20 protein-coding genes, 1 tRNA gene and 1 riboswitch are annotated in these 20553 nt (G+C 74.7%); of the genes, 6 read left to right on the top strand and 15 right to left on the bottom strand.

Features of this window, described 5'->3' with window-relative positions:
- The first annotated feature begins 4 nt into the window (after window positions 1-4).
- Window positions 5-69: riboswitch (guanidine-III (ykkC-III) riboswitch) on the top strand.
- 9 nt (window positions 70-78) lie between these two features.
- Window positions 79-393 (top strand): DMT family transporter, encoded by a 315-nt coding sequence (locus KIN34_RS12460; protein ID WP_214351013.1) that lies wholly within the window; start codon window positions 79-81, stop codon window positions 391-393.
- 130 nt (window positions 394-523) lie between these two features.
- Window positions 524-1165: a hypothetical protein gene (locus tag KIN34_RS12455; RefSeq protein ID WP_214351010.1), complete on the top strand. Its 642-nt coding sequence runs from the start codon at window positions 524-526 to the stop codon at window positions 1163-1165.
- 68 nt (window positions 1166-1233) lie between these two features.
- Here KIN34_RS12455 and KIN34_RS12450 read toward each other — a convergent pair whose 3' ends face one another.
- Window positions 1234-1542 carry a hypothetical protein gene (locus KIN34_RS12450; RefSeq protein WP_237689098.1) on the bottom strand — a complete coding sequence of 103 codons (309 nt, stop codon included), beginning with the start codon at window positions 1540-1542 and terminating at the stop codon, window positions 1234-1236.
- 78 nt (window positions 1543-1620) lie between these two features.
- Here KIN34_RS12450 and KIN34_RS12445 point away from each other — a divergent pair, with 78 nt between their 5' ends.
- Window positions 1621-2250, top strand: a complete 630-nt coding sequence (locus KIN34_RS12445; RefSeq protein WP_307858214.1) for a TetR/AcrR family transcriptional regulator — start codon at window positions 1621-1623, stop codon at window positions 2248-2250.
- Here KIN34_RS12445 and KIN34_RS12440 read toward each other — a convergent pair.
- Window positions 2214-4520 carry an aryl-beta-d-glycosidase gene (locus KIN34_RS12440; protein WP_214351004.1) on the bottom strand — a complete coding sequence of 769 codons (2307 nt, stop codon included), beginning with the start codon at window positions 4518-4520 and terminating at the stop codon, window positions 2214-2216. The genes KIN34_RS12445 and KIN34_RS12440 overlap by 37 nt on opposite strands.
- Window positions 4521-4642: 122 nt before the next feature.
- Between KIN34_RS12440 and KIN34_RS12435 the strand changes: the two genes are divergently transcribed.
- Window positions 4643-5980: an alpha-amylase family glycosyl hydrolase gene (locus tag KIN34_RS12435; RefSeq protein WP_214352100.1), complete on the top strand. Its 1338-nt coding sequence runs from the start codon at window positions 4643-4645 to the stop codon at window positions 5978-5980.
- A 102-nt stretch (window positions 5981-6082) separates the two neighbouring features.
- Window positions 6083-7012 (top strand): VOC family protein, encoded by a 930-nt coding sequence (locus KIN34_RS12430; RefSeq protein ID WP_214351001.1) that lies wholly within the window; start codon window positions 6083-6085, stop codon window positions 7010-7012.
- A 77-nt stretch (window positions 7013-7089) separates the two neighbouring features.
- Here KIN34_RS12430 and KIN34_RS12425 read toward each other — a convergent pair whose 3' ends face one another.
- The gene (locus tag KIN34_RS12425; protein WP_214350998.1) at window positions 7090-8457 is read right to left on the bottom strand and encodes a pectate lyase family protein; all 1368 of its coding nucleotides are present in this window, start codon (window positions 8455-8457) and stop codon (window positions 7090-7092) included.
- A 421-nt stretch (window positions 8458-8878) separates the two neighbouring features.
- Here KIN34_RS12425 and KIN34_RS12420 point away from each other — a divergent pair, with 421 nt between their 5' ends.
- The gene (locus tag KIN34_RS12420; RefSeq protein WP_214350995.1) at window positions 8879-9238 is read left to right on the top strand and encodes an MmcQ/YjbR family DNA-binding protein; all 360 of its coding nucleotides are present in this window, start codon (window positions 8879-8881) and stop codon (window positions 9236-9238) included.
- Between the two features lie 103 nt (window positions 9239-9341).
- Here the strand turns inward: KIN34_RS12420 and KIN34_RS12415 are convergent.
- The 12 genes from KIN34_RS12415 to KIN34_RS12360 all read right to left on the bottom strand — a co-directional run bounded on the left by KIN34_RS12415 (window position 9342) and on the right by KIN34_RS12360 (window position 20237).
- A tRNA-Pro gene (locus KIN34_RS12415) sits at window positions 9342-9415 on the bottom strand.
- A 27-nt stretch (window positions 9416-9442) separates the two neighbouring features.
- A complete protein-coding gene (locus KIN34_RS12410; RefSeq protein ID WP_214350993.1) occupies window positions 9443-10618 on the bottom strand; it encodes a hypothetical protein in 1176 nt (391 codons plus the stop codon).
- 4 nt (window positions 10619-10622) lie between these two features.
- Window positions 10623-12098: a ribosome biogenesis GTPase Der gene (der, locus tag KIN34_RS12405; RefSeq protein WP_214350990.1), complete on the bottom strand. Its 1476-nt coding sequence runs from the start codon at window positions 12096-12098 to the stop codon at window positions 10623-10625.
- 101 nt (window positions 12099-12199) lie between these two features.
- Entirely contained in the window at window positions 12200-12892 is a 693-nt protein-coding gene (locus KIN34_RS12400) for a lysophospholipid acyltransferase family protein (protein ID WP_214350987.1), read from the bottom strand.
- Window positions 12893-12896: 4 nt separating this feature from the next.
- Entirely contained in the window at window positions 12897-13613 is a 717-nt protein-coding gene (gene cmk / locus KIN34_RS12395) for a (d)CMP kinase (RefSeq protein ID WP_214350984.1), read from the bottom strand.
- Window positions 13595-14704, bottom strand: a complete 1110-nt coding sequence (locus KIN34_RS12390; RefSeq protein ID WP_214350982.1) for a prephenate dehydrogenase — start codon at window positions 14702-14704, stop codon at window positions 13595-13597. Before KIN34_RS12390 ends, cmk begins: the two co-directional genes overlap by 19 nt.
- Entirely contained in the window at window positions 14701-15810 is a 1110-nt protein-coding gene (locus KIN34_RS12385) for a pseudouridine synthase (RefSeq protein ID WP_214350979.1), read from the bottom strand. The genes KIN34_RS12390 and KIN34_RS12385 overlap by 4 nt, the downstream gene beginning before the upstream one ends.
- Entirely contained in the window at window positions 15807-16454 is a 648-nt protein-coding gene (gene scpB / locus KIN34_RS12380) for an SMC-Scp complex subunit ScpB (RefSeq protein ID WP_214350976.1), read from the bottom strand. Before scpB ends, KIN34_RS12385 begins: the two co-directional genes overlap by 4 nt.
- Window positions 16451-17392, bottom strand: coding sequence for a segregation and condensation protein A (locus tag KIN34_RS12375; RefSeq protein WP_214350972.1), 942 nt, complete (start codon window positions 17390-17392; stop codon window positions 16451-16453). Before KIN34_RS12375 ends, scpB begins: the two co-directional genes overlap by 4 nt.
- Window positions 17376-18239: a ParA family protein gene (locus KIN34_RS12370; RefSeq protein ID WP_214350969.1), complete on the bottom strand. Its 864-nt coding sequence runs from the start codon at window positions 18237-18239 to the stop codon at window positions 17376-17378. Before KIN34_RS12370 ends, KIN34_RS12375 begins: the two co-directional genes overlap by 17 nt.
- Window positions 18240-18313: 74 nt before the next feature.
- Window positions 18314-19225: a site-specific tyrosine recombinase XerD gene (locus KIN34_RS12365; protein WP_237689804.1), complete on the bottom strand. Its 912-nt coding sequence runs from the start codon at window positions 19223-19225 to the stop codon at window positions 18314-18316.
- Window positions 19226-19385: 160 nt separating this feature from the next.
- The gene (locus tag KIN34_RS12360) at window positions 19386-20237 is read right to left on the bottom strand and encodes a heme o synthase (RefSeq protein WP_237689803.1); all 852 of its coding nucleotides are present in this window, start codon (window positions 20235-20237) and stop codon (window positions 19386-19388) included.
- Window positions 20238-20553: the final 316 nt, after the last annotated feature.

The following is a 20553-nucleotide window of genomic DNA, read 5'->3' as shown; positions in this document are numbered from 1 at the left end:
GAGGCCAGAGCCCGTCGCCGGGCTCCCGGACGAGGGTGCCGTACCCGGTCAGCGACAAGACGGCACGTGGGAGTCGTCATGGCATGGGCCGTTCTCGTCGTGTCCGGGGTTCTCGAGGCGGTGTGGGCCACCGCGCTCGGGCGCTCGCAGGGGCTGCACCGTCCGGTGCCGACCGTCGTGTTCGCCGTCGCGCTGGTCGCCAGCATGGCCGGGCTCGCGTACGCGATGCGCAGCCTCCCCACCGGCACGGCGTACGCCGTCTGGGTCGGCATCGGGGCGACCGGCACCGTGGCGTGGGCCATGCTCACGGGCGCCGAGCCGGTGAGCCTCGTGCGCGTGCTGCTGCTGCTCGGCATCGTGGGCTGCGTCGTCGGGCTCAAGGTCGTCCACTGACGCCTCCCGGCAGGCCGCACACCTGTCCGGTCCGTCGTCCGGTCCGTCGTCCGGTCCGTGGTGCGGCGCGCCGACGAGCGCCGTGCGCCCCCGCCCGCGATCATGGGCTCCACCTGCGGGAGGAGCTGGCATGACGGACGGGCGCGCGGACGCGGAGGACGGGACCGACTGGCGCGAGCTGGTGACGGTGATCCTGCTGTCGATCACGACGGTGCTGACCGCGTGGACCGGGTTCCAGGCGTCCAAGTGGGGCGGGGCGATGTCGATCTCGTTCTCGCAGGCGTCGACCGCGCGCATCGAGGCGTCGCGGCTCGAGGCGGACGCGAACCGCAAGCAGAGCATCCAGGTGTCGTTGTTCACGCAGTGGCTCCAGGCCTACCAGGCCCAGGACGCCCAGCTCACCGAGTTCCTCGAGGACCGGTTCCCCGAGCCGCTGGCCACGGCGCTGCCTGCCTGGGTCGCGACGAAGCCGCTGCAGAACCCGGACGCACCGGCGACCCCGTTCGAGATGCCGGAGTACGTGATCCCGGAGCTCGGGCTCGCGCAGGCCGCCGACGCCCGCGCGGACGCCAAGTTCGACGAGGCGCTGCGCAACAACCAGCGCGGAGACAACTACACGGTGCTCACGGTCGGGTTCGCCGCGGTGCTGTTCTTCGCGGCCATGTCGGGCCGGATGAAGGCACGCCGGGCGCAGTGGACGCTGCTGGGCCTGGCCTGCGTCGGCTTCGTCGTCCTCGCGTCGTTCCTGGTCACGTTCCCCAAGCTCGTCTGACCGCGGCGCCGACGGCCTGCGCCGACGGCCTGCGCCGACGGCCTGCGCCGACGGCCTGCGCCGACGGCCTACGCCGACGGGCGGACCGTGGCCCGCGGCGCCTGGGGCGGCCCGACGAGCCAGCTCACCGAGCGCGCGACGTCCCCGGCGCGCAACCACTCGTAGCGCTCCGACCGGGGGTCGTCCTGCTCGTCGCGCCAGGCGACCATGACGTGCTCGGCCGTCCACCGCACGGCCCGCGCGGGGCGCCACTCCTCGGTCCCGTCCAGCCACACCACGCGGACGATCACCGGGATGTCGCCCTGGGGTCGCACGGGGATGTGCTCGGGCGCCTCCCGGTTCGCCACCTCACGCCTGGTCTGCTGCCGTCCGCTCACGCGGCCATCGTAGGTCGTACGGGTGTTCGAATGCGAGACGGGCCCCCACGTTCACCCCCGAGGTGCCATCCTGGGCACGTGTCCACCTCCACCCCGCCCTCCGCCGCGCTCGCCGTGCGGCGCGGTCGCTCGACCCGGGAGGACATCCTCGAGGCCGCGGTCCAGCTGTTCGGCCAGGTGGGCTACCGCACCGCCTCGCTGCGCGAGATCGCGTCCCGCGTGGGCATCTCGCACCCGGGGCTGCTGCACCACTTCCCGAGCAAGGCGGCGCTGCTGGCGGCCGTCCTGGCGCGCCGGGACGAGGTGGACCTCGCGGCGTCCCAGGCGGACCGGGCCGCCGGCCTGCCGGTGGCTGAGGTCTTCGCGCGGGTCGTCGAGCGCAACGCGGCCCGTCCCGGCATCGTCGAGCTCTTCGCCACGCTGTCGGCGGAGGCGACCGCGCCCGACCATCCCGCGCACGCGTACTTCCGCGAGCGCTACACCACGGTCCTCGCCGAGCTCACCGCCGACTTCGCGGAGCTCGACGCGGCGGGCCGGCTGTGCCCGGGGGTCACGCCGGAGTCCGCCGCGCGTCGCACCGTCGCCGTGATGGACGGCCTCCAGGTCCAGTGGCTGCTGGAGGCCGACCGTCCGGGCACGCGCGTCGACATGGCGGCCGAGATCCGCGCCTTCTACGCGACGCTCGCGCCCGACCCCGAGGCGTCCTGAGCGTTCGCCGCGGCCACGAGCGCGTCGAGCCCGTCGCGGTCCAGCGGCGCGAACCCGAAGTCGAGCAGCACCTTGATGGGCATCTGCTGGATCATCGCCTGCATGCTCTCGTCCGGCTCGGGCGCACCCTCGGGCAGCGTGAGGTAGGGCGCCGCCAGTCGAGCGCCCACGGGGTGCGCGAGCCACTCGGCGATGGTGGACATCACGCCGAGCTCGCCCCAGAGCGGCTCGCCGACCACGTCGACGCGGCTCGTCGTGCGGACGTCGCGGGACGACGCGCCGACCTCGACGACCATCTCGCCGCCCCCGACCACCCAGCGCCGCAGCCCGGGGTGCCAGTAGGACAGGTCGCGCGCGGTGAGCGTGAGCGCGATCTCGCGCGACTCGCCGGGCGCGAGCGTGACCTTGGCGAACGCCTTGAGCTCGCGGACCGGCCGCAGGACCGCGGCCTGCGGGTCCCGTACGTACACCTGCACCACCTCGGAGCCGGTCCGGGCTCCCGTGTTGGTGACCGTCACGCGCACGTCGACCGTCGAGCCCGCTCCCTCGCCGCGGACCGTGGCGACGACGTCGCCGTACGCGAACGTGGTGTAGCCGAGGCCGTGGCCGAAGGGGTAGGCGACGTCGAGCTCGCGGGTGTCGTACCACCGGTACCCGACGAGCACGCCCTCGCCGTACCGGACCTCGCCCGCCTCGCCGGGGAAGTTGCCGAACGCCGGTGTGTCCTGCAGCCGCAGCGGGATGGTCTCCGTGAGGCGCCCGCCGGGCTCGACCGCGCCGGTGAGGACGTCGGCGACCGCGGAGCCGCCCGCCTGACCGCCCAGCCACGTCTCCAGCACGGCCGGCGCGAGGTCGCGCCACGGCAGGTCGACGGCGGACCCGTTCGCGAGCACGACGACCACGCGGGGGTTGACCGCGGCGATCGCCGCGAGCGCCGCGACCTGGTTCTCGGGGAGGCCGAGCCGCGGCCGGTCGTACCCCTCGGACTCGTCCGGTGCGGGCAGGCCGAGGAACAGCAGGACCGTGCCCGCGTCGCGCGCCGCGGCGACGGCCGCCGCGAGCAGGGCCTCGTCGTCCCCCGACGGGCCGCCGTCGATCGTGAACCCGGGCTCGAAGGGCAGGTCGGCCGCGGTGGCGGCGCGCAGCGCGCCCAGGGCGTCGTCGAGCCGGGTCGGGTTGACCTGAGAGGAGCCCGCGCCCTGGTAGCGCGGCGTGCGGGCGAACTCGCCGACGACGAGCGTGCGCGCCGGCTCGGCGAGCGGCAGGAGCGGGGCGCCGTCGACGGGCTCGTTGCGCAGCAGCACCGTGCCGGCGGCCGCGGCCTCGCGCGCCAGCGCGTGGTGCTCGTCGACGTCGAACGTGCCCGTGCCGACGACCGCGGGCTGCGCGCGGGCGACGAGGTGCAGCACGCGGCGCACCGCCTGGTCGAGCACCGCCTCGTCGAGCGTGCCGGCCCGCACCGCGGCGACGACCTCGTCGTCCGGGCGCGACCCCGCCGCGGGCATCTGCAGGTCCAGTCCGGCCGCCAGCGCGGGGACGCGGTCGTGCACCGCGCCCCAGTCGGAGACGACGAGGCCCTCGAACGCCCACTCGTCGCGCAGCACGGTGGTGAGCAGCCACGGGTCCTGCGACGCGTACGTGCCGTTGACCTTGTTGTACGCGCACATCACGGTCCACGGCTGGGCGCGGGTGACCACGCGCTCGAACGCCGGCAGGTAGATCTCGCGCAGGGTCCGCTCGTCGACCTGTGCGGAGATGCGCAGCCGGTCGGTCTCCTGGTTGTTGGCGGCGAAGTGCTTGAGCGAGGTGCCCACGCCCTGGCTCTGGATGCCGTCGACCAGCGCGGTGCCGATCTCGCCCGCGACGACCGGGTCCTCCGAGACGTACTCGAAGTTCCGCCCGCACAGCGGGGTGCGCTTGATGTTGACGCCGGGGCCGAGCAGCACGCCCACGTCGTTCGCGCGGGTCTCGCGGCCGAGCGCCTCCCCCACCCGGTGCACCAGGTCGACGTCCCACGACGAGCCGAGCGCCGCCGCCGTCGGGAAGCACGTCGCCGGGACCGACTCCCCCAGGCCCAGGTGGTCCGACGAGGCGACCTGCTTGCGCAGCCCGTGCGGCCCGTCGGTGACCATGAGCGCGGGGACGCCGACGCGGTCGACCGGCTGGGTGTGCCAGAAGTCCGACCCGGAGGTCAGCGACGCCTTCTCCTCGAGCGTCAGCTCGGCCAGGACCTTCTCGACGTCGAACGGCGTGCTCTCGGACGCAGTCATGCGGGCACCTCCCTGTGCGCGGGACTCGTGGCGTCATGCTAGCGCTCTCTTACCAGGCGGTAAGGAGGGATCGAGGTCTCGTCGGGCGCGGCGTCGTGCGGTCGCGTTAGCGTGGCGACGTGCTGGAACCCGAGGTCACGCGCCCGCCCGAGCCGGACTGGGTCGCGCACGCGATCTGGTGGCACGTCTATCCCTTGGGCGCCGTCGGCGCGTTCCCCGCGGACCCGCCGCCCAGCCCCGACGAGCACCGCCTCCTGCGCCTGGTGCCCTGGCTCGACCACGTGGTGCGGCTCGGGGCGTCCGGCATCCTGCTCGGCCCGGTGTTCGCGTCCGTGACCCACGGCTACGACACGGTGGACCACGGACGGCTCGACCCGCGGCTGGGCGAGGAGGCCGACTTCGACGAGCTCGTGGCCCAGGCGCACGCGCGCGGCCTGCGGGTGGCGCTCGACGGCGTCTTCAACCACGTCTCGCGGGAGCACCCGCTGGCGCGTCGTGCGCTCGCGGAAGGCCCGGCCAGCGAGGCGGGCTCGTGGTTCCGCTGGCGCGACGGTGACCACGGCCCGGAGCTGGACGACTTCGAGGGCCACGGCGCGCTCGTCGCGCTCGACCACGCCTCCCCCCGGGTCGCGGACCTGGTCACCGAGGCGATGAGCCACTGGTCGGACCGCGGCGCCGACGCGTGGCGGCTCGACGCGGCGTACGCGGTGCCGCCCGCGTTCTGGGCGTCCGTGCTGCCGCGGGTGCGCGAGCGCCACCCGGACGTCTGGACGTCGGCGGAGGTCATCCACGGCGACTACGCGGGCTTCGTCGCCGCGTCCGGCGTCGACAGCGTCACGCAGTACGAGCTGTGGAAGGCGATCTGGTCCAGCCTCGAGGACGCCAACCTCTACGAGCTCGACCACGCGCTGGGCCGGCACTCGCAGATGCTCGCCTCGTTCGTCCCGACGACGTTCGTCGGGAACCACGACGTGACGCGCATCGCGAGCCGCATCACCGACGAGCGGCACCGGGCGCACGCGGTGGTCCTGCTCGCCACGCTGGGCGGCACCCCCACCGTCTACGCCGGCGACGAGCTCGGGTTCCGCGGCGTCAAGGAGGACCGGGCCGGCGGTGACGACGCCGTGCGGCCACCGTTCCCCGACGGCGGGCCGGACACGCTGCTGCTGCCCGACGAGGGTGTGCGGCGGCTCCACCAGGAGCTGATCGGTCTGCGCAGGCGCCACCCGTGGCTGCACCGCGCGACGTCGACGACGCTGCACCTGGGCAACCGGGGGCTCGTGGTCGAGCAGCGCGCGGGGGACGCGGCCCTCGTCGTCGCGCTGAACCTGGACGACGAGCCGTTGCCCCTGCCCGACGGGACGCGTCACCTGGCGCCGCTCGCCGCGAGCGACGGCAGCGGCCCGACGCACGTCGCCCCGCACGGGTGGCTGGTCCTGGGCCCCGGACCGGACCGCTGACGCGGGACGATCTGCGACCGCGCCGACGTTGTCCACGGGAGAGCGGACGACCCGCGTCCCTCGCCGCCCGCCGCGGCACCCTCGGCGCAGGAGCTGTCACACATGAGCACGTCCACCGACCCGCGGGTCACCACCGACCAGGTCCTGCACCCGGACACGGTCATGGACGCCGTGACGCTGCGCGTGGGCGACCTCGAGCGCATGTCGTCGTACTACGCCGACGCCCTGGCGATGGAGCCGATCGAGGAGCGGACCCGCGGCCGCGAGGTGCACCGCGTGCTCGGTCGCGGCACCACCCCGATGATGCGGCTGGTGCACACGCCGGACCTGCCGGAGACCGACCCGCGACAGCCCGGCCTGTTCCACACCGCGTTCCTCTTCGACGACCCGACGAGCCTCGCTGCGACCGTCTACCGCGCGGCACAGGACCCGGCGAGCCGCTTCGTCGGCTCGAGCGACCACTCGGTGAGCGAGGCGTTCTACTTCGCGGACCCGGAGGGCAACGGGATCGAGCTGTACACCGACCGTGACCGCAGCCTCTGGCTGCACGCCGGCGGCGAGCTCCGGATGGACACCACGTACCTGGACCCGAACGCGTTCCTGCGCGAGCACCTGACCCAGGACGCGCTGGACGCCGGCGCCGCGCTGGCCGGGCGCGTCGGCCACGTGCACCTGCAGGTCGGTGACATCGGCCGCGCGGGGTCCTTCTACCTCGACACGCTCGGGTTCGAGGCGACGGTCCGCGGCTACCCGGGCGCGCTGTTCGCGTCCGCGGGCGGCTACCACCACCACGTCGCGATGAACGTGTGGAACAGCGCGGGGGCCGGCCCGCGCGCCGCGACCCTCGGGCTCGCCGACGTCGCCGTGACGGTGCCGGGCCGCGACGACCTCGACGCCCTCGCCGCGCGGCTGCGCGCACGGTCCGTCGAGTTCTCCGACGACGGCCGCGCGATCACGGCGCGCGACCCGTGGGGCACGCAGGTCACGGTCTCCCTGCCGGGGACGACGACGGACGAGGTGCTGGCGCGCTGACGTGCCGCGACGCCGCACCTGGCACGCGGCGGTGCCGTCCACCACCCGAGGACGGCACCGCCGCGCGGCGCAGGGGGTCAGCGACCCGCGAGACCGGACGGTCCGGCGAGCAGGCCGACCACGAGCGGGACGGCGTACGCCGAGGTCACGTGGCGACGCAGCGTCGGCGTCCACCCGGCGTCGTCGCCGATCGTCGCGTCGTGCGCCGCGTTGTACGCGCCCAGCAGGTCGACCGGACGCAGGTTCACGACGTTGCCGTTCTCGGTGACCCTCGTGCCCTTGTAGACCCCGATCACCGTCGCGGGGTCGACCGGCCCCGTGAACGCGTTCTTCTCGGCGACCAGCTGCGACTCGACGCCCAGCCCCCAGCTGTAGACGTACTCGTAGTCGTCCCGCGGCGAGGAGACGTAGCTGTTGTTGTAGACGTCGACCTGGCCGTACCGCACGCGCGGCGTGCGCTGCCCGAGGTCGCGGAACTCGTTGTGGTGCAGCGTCACGCGCAGAAGCCCGCGGTCGGTGGTCCGGGAGTCGCTGTTGCCGATGAGCATGACCTTGTCGTGGTCGTGGAAGTCGTTCCACGAGACCGTGACGTAGTCGGACGCGCGGACGATGTCGAGGAGCCCGTCGTGCGCCTGCATCGGCCGGCCGAACTCGACCGGCTGAACCGCGTCGAGGTTGTCACCGTCGGACAGGTCGTTGTGGTCGATCCAGACGTTCGTGGCGCCGTAGACCGTCAGCAGGTCCCACTCCGAGTTCCAGTTGCCCGTCTCCCCGTCGGTCGGGTCCCACGCGGGGAAGCAGTCGTACGCGTCCGTGAGCGTGAGACCGCGGACGATCACGTTGTCGACGTCCTTGATCTGCAGCGCCGCACCGGTGATCTCCGCGCCGCGCAGCCCGACGAGCGTCGTGTTGGCACCGATCTTGATCTCGATCCGCTCGCGCTGCGCGGCCATCGACGCGACGCGCGCGTCCTCGACCGGCCCCGACGGCTCGCTGTCCCAGCCCCAGACCGCGGGGTCGTAGGCGGCGAGGTAGTCGTCGTAGGAGAACCCGTCACGCGCGTAGTCCTCGCAGGTCAGGGGGTTGCCTGCGTCGTCGGTGTTCGCGTCGATGGTGCCGGCGACGAAGACGATCTTCGGCTCGTCGCCCGCCACGGCCGCGACGAGCTCGGCCCGGTCCGTCACCGTGACGTGCGTCGGCGCGGCCGATCCGCCGGTGGTGCCCTCCCCCGCCGAGCCCCAGCCGTCGCCGTCCGGCAGCACCTGGCGCGCGAGCGCGAGGTCGAGCCGCGTCGGGCCCGGCTCGCGGCCGTGGCCGTGCCCCTCGTGCCCGCGCCCGGCGACAGCGGGGGCCGCCGTCAGCACGAGCGCGCCGATCGCCGCGACCGCCACGGTCGCCGTCGTCCTGCGCAGCGGCCGCGCGTCGCGATACCTGCTTCGTCCCATCGTGGTCGACCCTTCGATGAGCGCCGCCGGACTCCGTCGTCCGGCAGGGAAAGCGCTTGCAGCGGACGATAGCAACGAATCGGGCGGCGGGAAACCGCTTGCTCGCGGCGCATGCGCGCCTGTCGACGCGCGTCTCACCGCGCGACGTCCTCGACTCGCTGGTGCGTGCGACGACCGCCGGAACCCAGCCGGTCCTCTGGGCGACCGGTCTCACGGGGTGAGAAGCGCGGGGACGCGCGTCGATCCCGCCCGAGGACGGTCGTCCACGAGACAAGGCACCGCCCCACGGCCCCGCCCAGGCAGCGGTGCGGGCGCCGGTGCAGCTCCCTCGCGGCGGGGTCCGTCCGCACCCGGTCCCGTGGCGTCCGGCCGCGGGTAGGCTCCGGCGCGTCGCGGCGCGCACGACCGAAGGAGGTGGCCCGTGGCGGTGATCGAGGACGCCCGGCCGCTGGGACGCAGCCTGGAACGCTCGTACGAGGTCGTCGTGAGAGGGAGGCTGAAGTTCCGCGTCGGCCCGATGGTCTACGTCGCGTTCTCGGTCGACGAGAGCGTGATGGGGTTCGCCTTTCCTCGGGAGGAGCGGGCGGCGCTGGTGTCGAGCGACCCGCGCACGTTCCAGATGCCGTCGGTGGCCGACGCGCGGTTCAACTGGGTGCACGCCGCGCTCGCGGAGCTGGACCCGACCGAGGCGCGCGAGCTGGTCGTCGACGCCTGGCGCATGGTGGTCCCCCAGAAGCTGTCCCGCGCCTACGACCTCGCCCACCCGGACGGTCCGGGCTGACCACGGACCATCGGGGCGCCGGCGCCGGGACGGCAGGTCCGATGGCGGCAGGTCCGCAGACGGCTCAGGCCTGGTGAGACGGTGTCTCACCAGGCCTGATCTGTCGGGCTGACAGGATTTGAACCTGCGACCCCTTGACCCCCAGTCAAGTGCGCTACCAAGCTGCGCCACAGCCCGATGGCTCCCGAAGAAGCCTGCGACAGCCTACCGTACGGGCGGGGCTGCCCCGGCACCCCGGCCGTCTGCCGCGGCGCCGGCGACGCCGTCCGTGCCTCGTGTGCCTCCCGTGCTCGACTGCGTGCTCGACTGCGTGCTCGACTGCGTGCTCGACTGCGTGCTCGCCTGGGCGCTCGCCTGCTCGCGCGAGTGCCGCAGCACGTCCAGCTCGGCCGCGATCAGGCCGAGGATCACCACGTCGACGGCGAGGACGACGAACCCCGCCCACTGGTCGAGGCGCAGCAGCGCCACCTCCGTGACCAGGAGGCTCACCAGCACGGCGCGGCGGAACCACTCGAAGGCCCGCTCGCGGTCGCGGCCCGCGGCGACGAGCCCGACGACGCACGCGGCGACGGTGCCCGCTCCCCCGGCGACCAGCATCACGGCCACCCAGGCGGGCGCGTCCTCGTCGGACAGCCACAGGCCGCGGGCCACCGCGAGGACGGCGACGCCGACGATCGCGACGACCGCCAGGCGCGGCACCCAGGACGCCCGGACCAGGCGGCGCGTGGTCCCGACGACGGCGCGCGACACCGCGGCGACGGGGTCGGGCAGCTCGGCCCGGTCCGGCCGGACCACGGCGACCAGCGCCGCGACCTCGTCGTGCCCCGGCGCCCCCGCCGACTCGTCGAGGAGCCGGTCGGCGTGCTCCCGGACGCGCGGCGAGAACCCGCCGGCGACGCCGGCGACGGCCTGGTCCACCGCCGCCGCGAGACGTTCGGCCGGCACGGGCCGGCTGCCGGCGCCGACCGCCTCACCCACGAGAGCCAGGGTCACGACCGCCACGTAGACCAGCATCGCGGTGGGTCCGTAGAAGTAGTCGTAGTCGTCCGTGACGAACTTGCCGACCTCGTCGACGAACAGCCCGAACCCGACGCCCGCGACGAGCACGACGAACGGCCGCACCACGGGCCCCAGGAAGGACAGCGAGAGCACCAGCGCGAGCCCGAGGAGCAGGCCGCCCCACAGCACGTGCGAGATGTGCAGGCCGTCGCCGCCCACCTGCGGGAACCCGGCGACCGCCAGCGCCCCGCGCGTCACCAGCACGGTCAGGACCGTCGCGACCAGGAAGCCCGTCAGGTGCCGGGACGCGTCGGGGTCGCGCGGCAGGCCCCAGCGCAGGAGCGCACCGCGCAGCCCCCGGGGCGTCGACTCCGGGCTCATCGGGTCACCGCTTGCGCTTCTCCCGCACCCGCACCGAGATCGTGATCGGCGTGCCCTCGAACCCGAAGGTCTCGCGCAGGCGGCGCTCGATGTAGCGGCGGTAGCCGGGGTCCAGGAAGCCGGTGGTGAACACGACGAAGCGCGGGGGCCGGGTCGAGGCCTGCGTGGCGAACAGGATGCGCGGCTGCTTGCCGCCCCGCACCGGGTGGGGGTGCGCCGCGACCAGCTCGCCGAGGAACGCGTTGAGACGTCCGGTCGAGATGCGGGTGTCCCACGACTCGAGGGACCGCTCGAGAGCCGGGACCAGCCGCTCGGCGTGCCAGCCGGTCTTCGCCGAGATGTTCACGCGCGGCGCCCAGGTGACCTGCACGAGCTCCTTCTCGATCTCGCGCTCGAGGTACGGCCGGCGGTCCTCGTCCATGAGGTCCCACTTGTTGTAGGCGATCACGAGCGCGCGGCCGGCGTCGATGACCTGCTGCACCACGCGGGTGTCCTGCTCGGTCATGGGCTCCGACGCGTCGAGCAGCACCACCGCGACCTCGGCCTTCTCGATCGCGGCCTGCGTGCGCAGGCTCGCGTAGAAGTCCGCGCCCTGCGTCTGGTGCACCCGGCGCCGGATGCCCGCGGTGTCGACGAAGACCCACGGCACGCCCTTGAGCTCGATGAGCTCGTCGACGGGGTCCCGCGTGGTGCCCGCGACGTCGTCGACCACGACGCGCTCGGTGCCCGCGACCTTGTTCAGCAGGGAGGACTTGCCCACGTTGGGCCGTCCGACGAGCGCCACGCGACGCGGTCCCTGCGGCCGCAGGACCCCGTGCGCGGAGACCTCCGGGAGGGCGTCGAGGATGGCGTCCAGCAGGTCGCCCGTGCCGCGGCCGTGCAGCGCCGAGACGGGGTGCGGCTCGCCGAGGCCCAGGCCCCACAGCGCCGCCGCGTCCGCCTCGGCCGCGGGGCCGTCGACCTTGTTGGCGCACAGCACCACGGGCTTGCCCGAGCGGCGCAGGAGGCGGACCACCTGCTCGTCGGTGTCCGTGGAGCCCACGGTCGCGTCGACGACGAAGACGACCGCGTCGGCCAGCGCGATGGCGACCTCCGCCTGCTCGGCGACGCGGGCGTCGATCCCGGCGACGTCGATCTCCCAGCCGCCGGTGTCGACGAGGGTGAACCGGGTGCCGGACCACTCGGCGGGGTAGCTCACGCGGTCGCGCGTCACGCCGGGCTTGTCCTCGACGACCGCCTCGCGGCGGCCCAGGATGCGGTTGACGAGGGTCGACTTGCCCACGTTCGGCCGGCCGACGATCGCGAGCACGGGCAGCGCCGTCTCGACCTTGCCGTCCTCGCCGTCGCCACCCTCGCCGGTGAGGAGCGCGAGGTCCTCGTCCTCCAGCTCGTACTCCGCGAGGCCGGCCCGCAGGGCGCGCTCACGCTCGGCGTCCCCGGCCTCGTCGGGCAGCACGAAGTCGACCTCAGGCTCACTCATGGCGACCATTCTCCCCGACGAACGGCCCCGCGCCTCACGCGCCGGTCCACGTACCGGTCGACGCACCGGTCGGGGCGCGGTCCCGAGCACGCCGGCCGGCGTCAGGAAGCGGCCGCGCGCCCCTCGAGCGGTGCGTCGGTGGGGAGCCCGACGCCCGTCGCGGTCACCGTCGCCGCGACGTGCAGCGCCAGGGCGTCACGCAGCCGGACGTTCGCCGCGGCCGTCGCCTCGCGGCCCGAGACGCCGGGCGGCCGCTCCAGCAGCACGGGCTCGCCGAACGCGATCACGAGGCGTCGCCGCAGCCCGGGCAGGTGGTTCACGCCCTCCCCCGTGCGACGCGTGCCGAGCACGGCGACGGGCACGACGGGCGCCTTGCCGTTGAGCGCGAGCCAGGTGATGCCGGCGCGCGCGTCGCTCGCGTCGCCGCGGCCGCGGCTCCCCTCGGGGAACACGCCCACGACTCCCCCGCGGCGCAGCACGCCCAGCGCGGTGGACAGCGCCGTGCGGCCCCCGTCGCGGTCCACCGGGATCTGACCGGCCCGCCGCAGCACCCAGCCCACCGGGCCGACGAACATCTCCTCCTTGACGAGGATGTGCGCGCCGCGCGGGGCGACGCCCAGCAGCAGCGGCCCGTCGACCACGCCCGTGTGGTTGGCGGCCAGGAGCACCGGCCCCTCGCTCGGCACGTGGTGCCGTCCGACCACTCGCGTGTCCCACACCACGCGGGCGAGGAACCGCCCGACCCACCGGGACCAGCGCGGGCCCCAGATCGACGGCAGCGCGTCGCGGCTCATCGCGTCACCGACCGGTCACCTGCGTGACGACAGCGAGCACCGCCTGCACCGTCTGCTCGAGGTCGAGGTCCGAGGAGTCCACGGTGACGACGCCGTCAGCCGCCACCTGGAACTGCACCACCGTCGAGTCGTCGGCGTCCCGGCGCAGCACCTGGTCGCGGGTCGCGGCGACCGCCGCCTCGTCGTCGGAGCCGTGCACGTCGCGCGCCCGCCGCGCGAGGCGCGCCTCCTCCGAGGCCGTCAGCAGGATCCGCACGTCCGCGTCGGGCGCGACCACGGTCGTGATGTCGCGCCCCTCGGCCACGATCCCGCGACCGCCGGAGAACGCTCCCGGGTCGCGCTGCGCGGCGATCGCGGTCCGCTGCCGCCGCCGGAGCTCGTCGCGGACGTCGAGGTTGGTCGCCACCGCGCTCACCGCGGCCGAGATCGCCGTCGCGCGGATTGCCTCCCCGACGTCCGTGCCGGCGACCACGACGTGCGGCGCATCCGGGTCCACGCCCTGGTCGAGCGGGAGCTCGCGCACCGCGCGCGCCACCGCGGGCTGGTCCTCGAGCGGCACCCCGGAGTGCAGGCACCACCACGTCGCGGCGCGGTACATCGCCCCCGTGTCCAGGTACGCCAGGTCGAGGCGGCGCGCGACCTCGCGCGCGACGCTCGACTTCCCCGAGCCGGACGGCCCGTCGATCGCGACGACGACCGTGCTCACACGACCAGCCTCCATCCGCGGGCCGTCAGCTCCGCCTCGAGGTGCGCCACCGCCGCGGGGAGCACCGAGATCACCGCCATGCCGACCGGGCGGCCGGCGGCGTGCTCGAGGCGCAGGTCCTCGAGGTTGACGTCGGCGTCGCCGACGTCGGTGAGCAGCCGCGCGAGGGCGCCGGGCTCGTCCGGGACCAGCACCGCGACCTCGTCGTAGGCGCGCTGGGCACCGCCGTGCTTGCCGGGGATCCGGGCGACGCCGTCGTTCCCGCGCGCGATCGCCCGCGCGATGGTCACGAGCGCGCCGGGTCCGACCGTCTCGGGGCCGTCCGCGACGTCCGCCTCCGCCAGGGCGGCGATCACGTCGTCCAGGTCCGCGCGCAGCGCGACGAGCACCGGCAGGACCGCGGCCGAGTTCGCCGCCAGGATCGACGTCCACAGCTCGGGGTCCGAGGCGGCGATCCGCGTGACGTCGCGCAGCCCCTGCCCCGCGAGGCCGAGCGCGTCGCCCTCCACGTCGGTGAGCCGGGCGGCGACGAGCGAGGACACCACCTGCGGGACGTGCGAGACGGCCGCGACGGCGGCGTCGTGCTCGTCGGCGTCCATGGTCAGCGGCACCGCGCCCAGGTCCACGGCGAGCTCGCGCACGACGAGCGCCGCCTCGGGCGAGGACTCCGCCGCGGCCGCGATCACCCACGGGCGGCCGAGGAAGAGGTCCGGCACCGCCGCCGACGGCCCGGAGCGCTCCCGCCCCGCCATCGGGTGGGAGCCGACGTAGCGGTCGAGCGCCGCGCCGGACGCGCGGAGCTCGGCGAGCACGTGACCCTTCACGCTGGCGACGTCGGTGACGACGGCCGCGGGGTGGCGGTCGAGCTCGTCGCGCACCACCTGCGCCGTGACGTCGGGCGGCGCCGCGACGACGACGAGCGCGGGCTCGTCGTCGTCCGGTGCGCACGGGCGGCCCGCGCCCACGTCTCGCGCCAGCGCGACCGCGGTGCGCGACGGGTCCTGCAGGCGCACGTCGACGCCCAGGGCGCGCAGCCGCAGGCCTACCGAGGCGCCCAGGAGGCCGGCCCCGACCACCAGGACGGGACCGCGGGTAGCGGCCGTCACATGCCCGCCTGCGTCATCAGGGAGCCGATCTCGACCTGGGACAGCACGCGCGTGCGGCCCTGCTTGAGGTCGCCCAGCCGGATCGGGCCGATGCGCGTGCGCACCAGCTTCGTGACCGGGTGGTCGACCGCGGCGAACATGCGTCGCACGATCCGGTTGCGGCCCTCGTGGATCACGATCTCGACGAGGCTCGCGTGCGAGAGCGCCTGGACGATCGTGACGCTGTCGGGCTTCACCGGGCCGTCGTCGAGCTCGATGCCCTTCTGCAGGCGTGCCGCGAGACCGGGCGTGACCTTGCCCTGCACCTCGGCCAGGTAGGTCTTGGCGACCGCGTGCGACGGGTGGGACAGGTGGTTCGCCAGCTCGCCGTCGCTCGTCAGCAGCAGCAGGCCCTCGGTGTCCGCGTCGAGCCGGCCGACGTGGAACAGCCGCTCGCTGCGGTCCTTGACGAACTGGGCGACCGACGGGCGGCCCTCCGGGTCGTGCATCGTCGAGACGACGCCCTTGGGCTTGTTGAGCGCGATGGTGACGTGGCTGGTGTCGAGCTGGACGCGCATGCCGTCCACCAGGACCACGGCCTTCTTGGGGTCGACCCGCACGCCGAGCTCGAGGACGACCTGGCCGTCGACCTCGACGCGGCCCGACGCGATCAGGTCCTCGCACGCGCGCCGCGACCCCATGCCCGCCGTGGCCAGCACCTTCTGCAGGCGGATGCCGTCCGGGTCGTGCACGTCGACGGGGACGACGTCCGCCCGCGGCCGCGACGTGGCGCGCGCGGGAGCGCCCCCGCGGGAACCGGCGCCCGCCCCGCGCGGCTTGCCACCGGTCTTGCCACCGCCCTTGCCACCGGCCTTGCCACCGCCGGCACCGGGCCGGCCGGTGCCCGCCGGCTTGCCGGCCTGGCCGCGGTGCGGCTTGCGGCCGCCGGTGGCGCTGCCGCCGGCGCCGCTGCCGCCGGAGCTGCCTCGGTCGCCACGGCTGCTGTCACTGCGGCTGCTGTCACTGCGGCTGCTGCTCCGGTTGCTGCTGCCGCGGTTGCTGCTGCTGCGGTTGCTGTCGCGGGCGTTGCTGTCACGGCCGTCGCCTCGGCGCTGCTGCGGGCTCATACGTGTCCTCCGATCGGACGGCCGGGCTCGTCGACGCCGTCCAGCGCGTCGATCTCCGGCAGGTAGGGAGCGAGCGGGGGCAGCTCGTCCAGGGTGGACAGGCCCATCCGCTCCAAGAAGTATCCCGTGGTCCCGTACAGGAGCGCACCACTCGTCGGCTCGGTGCCCACCTCGGTGATCAGGCCGCGGGCCGTCAGCGTGCGCACCACCCCGTCGACGTTCACGCCGCGCACCCCGGACACCTGCCCGCGGGTGACCGGCTGGCGGTACGCGATGACCGCGAGCGTCTCGAGCGCGGCCTGGGTCAGCCGCGCGGTCTGGCCGTCGAGCACGAACCTCCCGACGACGTCCGCGTAGGCGGGCGCGGAGTAGATCCGCCACCCCTCGCCCGCGCGCCGCAGCTCGAAGCCGCGCGCCCGGCCCTCGCCCTCGCCGCGGTACTCGGCGGCCAGCTGCTCGAGCAGCTCCTCCACGCGGTCGGTCGGCAGGGCCAGCACCGCCGCCAGCCGGACGGCGGGGACGGGCTCGTCCGCGACCATGAGGACGGCCTCGAGCGCCGCGAGCGCGCCGCCGGGGAGGTCCTCGACGTCGAACGCGAGCTCCTCCGGGGAGTCGGCGGGCGGCTGGGGTGCGGCGTCGGTCATCGGTCCGCCTCCTCGGGGTGGTCGGGGCGGTCGGAGTGGTCGGGACGGTGGGCACCGGCCGGCGCGCCTGCCGGCGCGGCGGCGGGCGCCCCGCCGTCGGCCTGGTCGAAGTCGTCGGAGACCTCGACGTCGCCCTCGGCCGCACCGGTCCACCGCACGGTCAGCTCGCCGAGCGGCGTCACCTGGTCGAAGCCGACGGCGCCCTCGCGGAACAGCTCGAGGACCGCGAGGAACCGCGCGACCACGACGATCGTCGAGCCCGCGTCGGCGACGAGCGATCGGAACGAGACCGCGCCGTGGTGCCGCAGGCGGTCGACGAGCACGGCGGCCTGCTCGCGCACCGACACGGGCGGCGCGTGCAGGTGGCTGATGTCCACGCCGGGAGCGGGGGCCCGGGGTGCCAGCGCCTTGGCGGCGAGTGCCGCGAGCTGGTCGGGTCCGATCTGCCAGACAAGCTCCGGCAGCAGCGCGGCGAGCTGCGGCTCGAGCGTCACCGTGCGCGGGAAGCGTCGCCCCTCGGTGGCCCACCGGTGCGCCAGGTCGCCGGCGACCTGCTTGTACGCGCGGTATTGCAGCAGCCGCGCGAACAGCAGGTCGCGCGCCTCGAGCAGCTCGAGGTCCTCGTCGTCCTCGACGTCGGCCGAGGGCAGCAGGCGCGCCGCCTTGAGGTCCAGCAGGGTCGCCGCGACGACGAGGAACTCGGACGCGCGGTTGAGGTCCCACGCCGCCTCGGCGGCCCGGATGTAGCCGATGAACTCGTCGGTGACGCGCGCGAGCGCGACCTCCGTGATGTCGAGCTTGTGCTTGGCGATCAGGCCCAGCAGCAGGTCGAACGGCCCCGAGAAGTTGTCGAGGTGGACCTCGAAGCCCGCGCTCCCTGCGGGACCGGGTGCCGTGGTCGCGTCGCCGGGCGGCGCGACCTCAGGCGGCGTCGCCACGGGCGACGAGCTCGCGCGCGAGCTGGCGGTACGCCACCGCGCCGGCGTGGGAGGGCGCGTACGTGGTGATCGGCTCGGCGGCCACCGTCGCGTCGGGGAACTTCACCGTCCGTCCGATCACGGTGTGCAGCAGCACGTCGCCGAACGCCTCGCTCACGCGCGCGACGACCTCGCGCGCGTGCAGCGTGCGCGAGTCGTACATCGTGGCCAGGATCCCGTCGACCTGCAGGCGCGGGTTGAGCCGGTCGCGGACCTTCTCGATCGTCTCGATGAGCAGGGCGACCCCGCGCAGCGCGAAGAACTCGCACTCCAGCGGGATGAGCACGCCGTGCGCCGCGGTCAGGGCGTTCACCGTGAGCAGGCCGAGCGACGGCTGGCAGTCGATGAGGACGACGTCGTAGTCGTCGAGCACCGGGCGCAGCACGCGGGAGAGCACCGACTCGCGCGCGACCTCGCCGACGAGCTGCACCTCCGCGGCGGACAGGTCGATGTTGGCGGGCAGCAGGTCCAGGCCGGGGGTCGCCGTCGGGCGCACGACGTCCGCGATCTGCGCGTTGCGCTCCATCAGCAGGTTGTAGACGGTCAGTTCGAGCTCGTGCGGGCTGACGCCCAGGCCGACCGACGCGGCGCCCTGCGGGTCGAAGTCGACGATGAGGACCTTGCGCCCGTACTCCGCGAGCGCGGCGGCCAGGTTGATCGTGGTCGTCGTCTTGCCGACGCCACCCTTCTGGTTGCACATCGCGATGACCCGGGCGGGCCCGTGCGAGGCGAGCGCGGCCGGCTCGGGGAAGTCCGGGAGCGGGCGCCCCACGGCGTCCAGGGCCTGCGTCGTCTCGCTGCTCACCACGTCGCACAACCTACCGGAGCGCCGGCTCCCGACGCGTGCGGGCGCGCGAGCGACTCCGGCCGGCTCGCCGCCCGTCAGCGGGCGCGGGGGTGGCTGAGCTGGTAGACCTCGCGCAGCGAGTCGACGGTGACCAGCGTGTACACCTGCGTCGTCGTGACGGACGCGTGCCCCAGCAGCTCCTGCACCACGCGCACGTCCGCCCCGCCCGCGAGCAGGTGCGTCGCGAAGGAGTGCCGCAGGGTGTGCGGCGACAGGTGGGCCGCGTCCCCCAGGCCCGCCCGCCCGGCGGCCGTGCGCAGCGCCGCCCACGCGCTCTGCCGGGAGAGCCGGGCACCGCGCGTGTTGAGGAAGAGCGCCGGCGTGCCCCGGCCGCCCGCCGCGAGCGCGGGCCGTCCCCGCACGAGGTAGGCCTCGACGGCGTCCAGCGCGAAGGACCCGAGCGGGACCACCCGCTCCTTGCCGCCCTTGCCGCGCAGCCGCACCGACGCGCGCCCCGGGCTCGCGTCCAGGTCGTCCACGTCCAGGCCGACGGCCTCGGAGATGCGCGCCCCGGTGGCGTAGAGGAGCTCGAGGAGCGCGCGGTCGCGCAGGGGCACCGGGCCCTCGCCGAGGCCGGCCGCGTCGAGGAGCTGCTCGACCTGCTCGACGGGGATGGCCTTGGGGAGCCGGCGGGGCTGCGCGGGCGGCCGGACCGCGCGCGCGGCGTCGTCGTCCGTCACCCCGTCGCGCACCCAGAACCGGTGCCAGCCGCGGACCGCGACCACCGCGCGCGCCGCCGACGCCGGCGACAGCGGGCTGCGCCCGTCGGCACCCGTGCGGACGGCGAGCAGGTAGTCCTCGACGTCCGCCTCCGCGACGTCGCCGGGCGCGGCGCGGCCCCGGGCGTCGAGGAACGCGACGTAGCGACCGAGGTCCCGCCGGTAGGCCGCGAGCGTGTTCACCGACAGGCCGCGCTCGACGGTCAGGTGCGCGAGGTACGCCTCCAGCGCGCGGGCGAGCGGCGACGGCTCGTGCTCCTGGACCGGCGGGGCGCCCGTGCCCTGCTGCGCCCCCGCAGGCTCGTCGACCTCGACCTCGACCTCGACCCCGACCTCGCTGGTTCCGCGGTGCGGTGCCGCCGTCACGTGCCGCGCTCCCGGCGTCGCGTCAGAAGGGCAGGAAGACGTCGACGGAGATCGCGACGGACAGCAGCGTCAGGTAGGTGATCGAGGCGTGGAAGACGCTCATCGCCCGCAGCTTGCCGCGGGCCGGGTCCTCGGCGCGGCGCAGCAGCGTGATGCAGGCCCACAGGAACCAGGCGCCGAGGGCCGTCGCCACCACCGCGTACACCCACGTCATGCCGGCGGCGGGGACCAGCAGCAGCGAGCACGCGATCATCGCGAGCGTGTAGCCGATCATCTCCCGCGCGACCTTGGTGTCCTTGGCGACCACGGGCAGCATGGGCACGCCCGCCGCGGCGTAGTCGTTGCGGAACTTCATCGACAGCGGCCAGTAGTGCGGCGGCGTCCAGAAGAAGATCACGCCGAACAGGAGGACGGCCGGCCAGCCGACGCTCCCGGTGACCGCCGACCACCCGATCAGCACGGGCATGCAGCCTGCCGCGCCGCCCCACACGATGTTCTGCGGCGTGCGGCGCTTGAGGATCATCGTGTAGCCGACGACGTAGATGAGGATCGCCCCGGCCGTCAGCAGCGAGGACACGGGGTTCACCACGAGCCACAGCCAGGTCAGGCTGACGGCGCCGAGGACGAGGCCGAAGGTCAGCGCGGCCCGCGGGCTGATCTCCCCCGTGGCCGTCGGCCGGCGCCGCGTCCGGTTCATCACCTGGTCGATGTCGCGGTCGATGTAGCAGTTGAGGACGTTCGCGGACCCCGCGGCGAGCGCGCCTCCGACGAGCGTCGCCAGCACCAGCCCGAGGCTGGGCCAGCCGCCCTCGGCGAGCAGCATCGTCGGGATCGTCGTGACCAGGAGCAGCTCGATCACGCGCGGCTTCGTCAGGACTACGTACGGTGCGACGACCCCGCGGACCCGAGCCCAGGCGCCGGCCCGTTCCGCGGCACCGGCCGGCCTCGCGGGGGCACCCTGGTGCGGCGAGGCGGACGCTCCGGCGTCAGCGACGGGCAACGAGGTCGTGGGGCGCACGCGGGGCAGGTCCGTTCGTCGGGAGCGTCCTCGAGGACGAGGGCAGCGGGGCGTTCGCCAGCCATGCTACGACGTCCCCGGGACCAAAGCCCCTCACCCGCGCGGGCGTCGCCTGTGAGTTCGGTCGCTCGCGGCAGCCGTCGCGGTCGACGTCGGCCGCACGTGTGACGGC

The sequence above is a fragment of the Cellulomonas fulva genome, assembly GCF_018531375.1.
Classification (GTDB): Bacteria; Actinomycetota; Actinomycetes; order Actinomycetales; family Cellulomonadaceae; genus Cellulomonas; species Cellulomonas fulva.
Note: the sequence above shows the minus strand (reverse complement) of the source record. Positions and strands in the feature narration are given on the sequence as shown.

Coding starts and splice junctions, on each gene's coding strand:
- KIN34_RS12460 (WP_214351013.1), top strand. CDS start 79: ATGGCATGGGCCGTTCTCGTCGTGTCCGGGGTTCTCGAGGCGGTGTGG.
- KIN34_RS12455 (WP_214351010.1), top strand. CDS start 524: ATGACGGACGGGCGCGCGGACGCGGAGGACGGGACCGACTGGCGCGAG.
- KIN34_RS12440 (WP_214351004.1), bottom strand. CDS start 4,520: ATGACTGCGTCCGAGAGCACGCCGTTCGACGTCGAGAAGGTCCTGGCC.
- KIN34_RS12430 (WP_214351001.1), top strand. CDS start 6,083: ATGAGCACGTCCACCGACCCGCGGGTCACCACCGACCAGGTCCTGCAC.
- KIN34_RS12425 (WP_214350998.1), bottom strand. CDS start 8,457: ATGGGACGAAGCAGGTATCGCGACGCGCGGCCGCTGCGCAGGACGACG.
- KIN34_RS12410 (WP_214350993.1), bottom strand. CDS start 10,618: ATGAGCCCGGAGTCGACGCCCCGGGGGCTGCGCGGTGCGCTCCTGCGC.
- der (WP_214350990.1), bottom strand. CDS start 12,098: ATGAGTGAGCCTGAGGTCGACTTCGTGCTGCCCGACGAGGCCGGGGAC.
- KIN34_RS12400 (WP_214350987.1), bottom strand. CDS start 12,892: ATGAGCCGCGACGCGCTGCCGTCGATCTGGGGCCCGCGCTGGTCCCGG.
- cmk (WP_214350984.1), bottom strand. CDS start 13,613: ATGGAGGCTGGTCGTGTGAGCACGGTCGTCGTCGCGATCGACGGGCCG.
- KIN34_RS12385 (WP_214350979.1), bottom strand. CDS start 15,810: ATGAGCCCGCAGCAGCGCCGAGGCGACGGCCGTGACAGCAACGCCCGC.
- scpB (WP_214350976.1), bottom strand. CDS start 16,454: ATGACCGACGCCGCACCCCAGCCGCCCGCCGACTCCCCGGAGGAGCTC.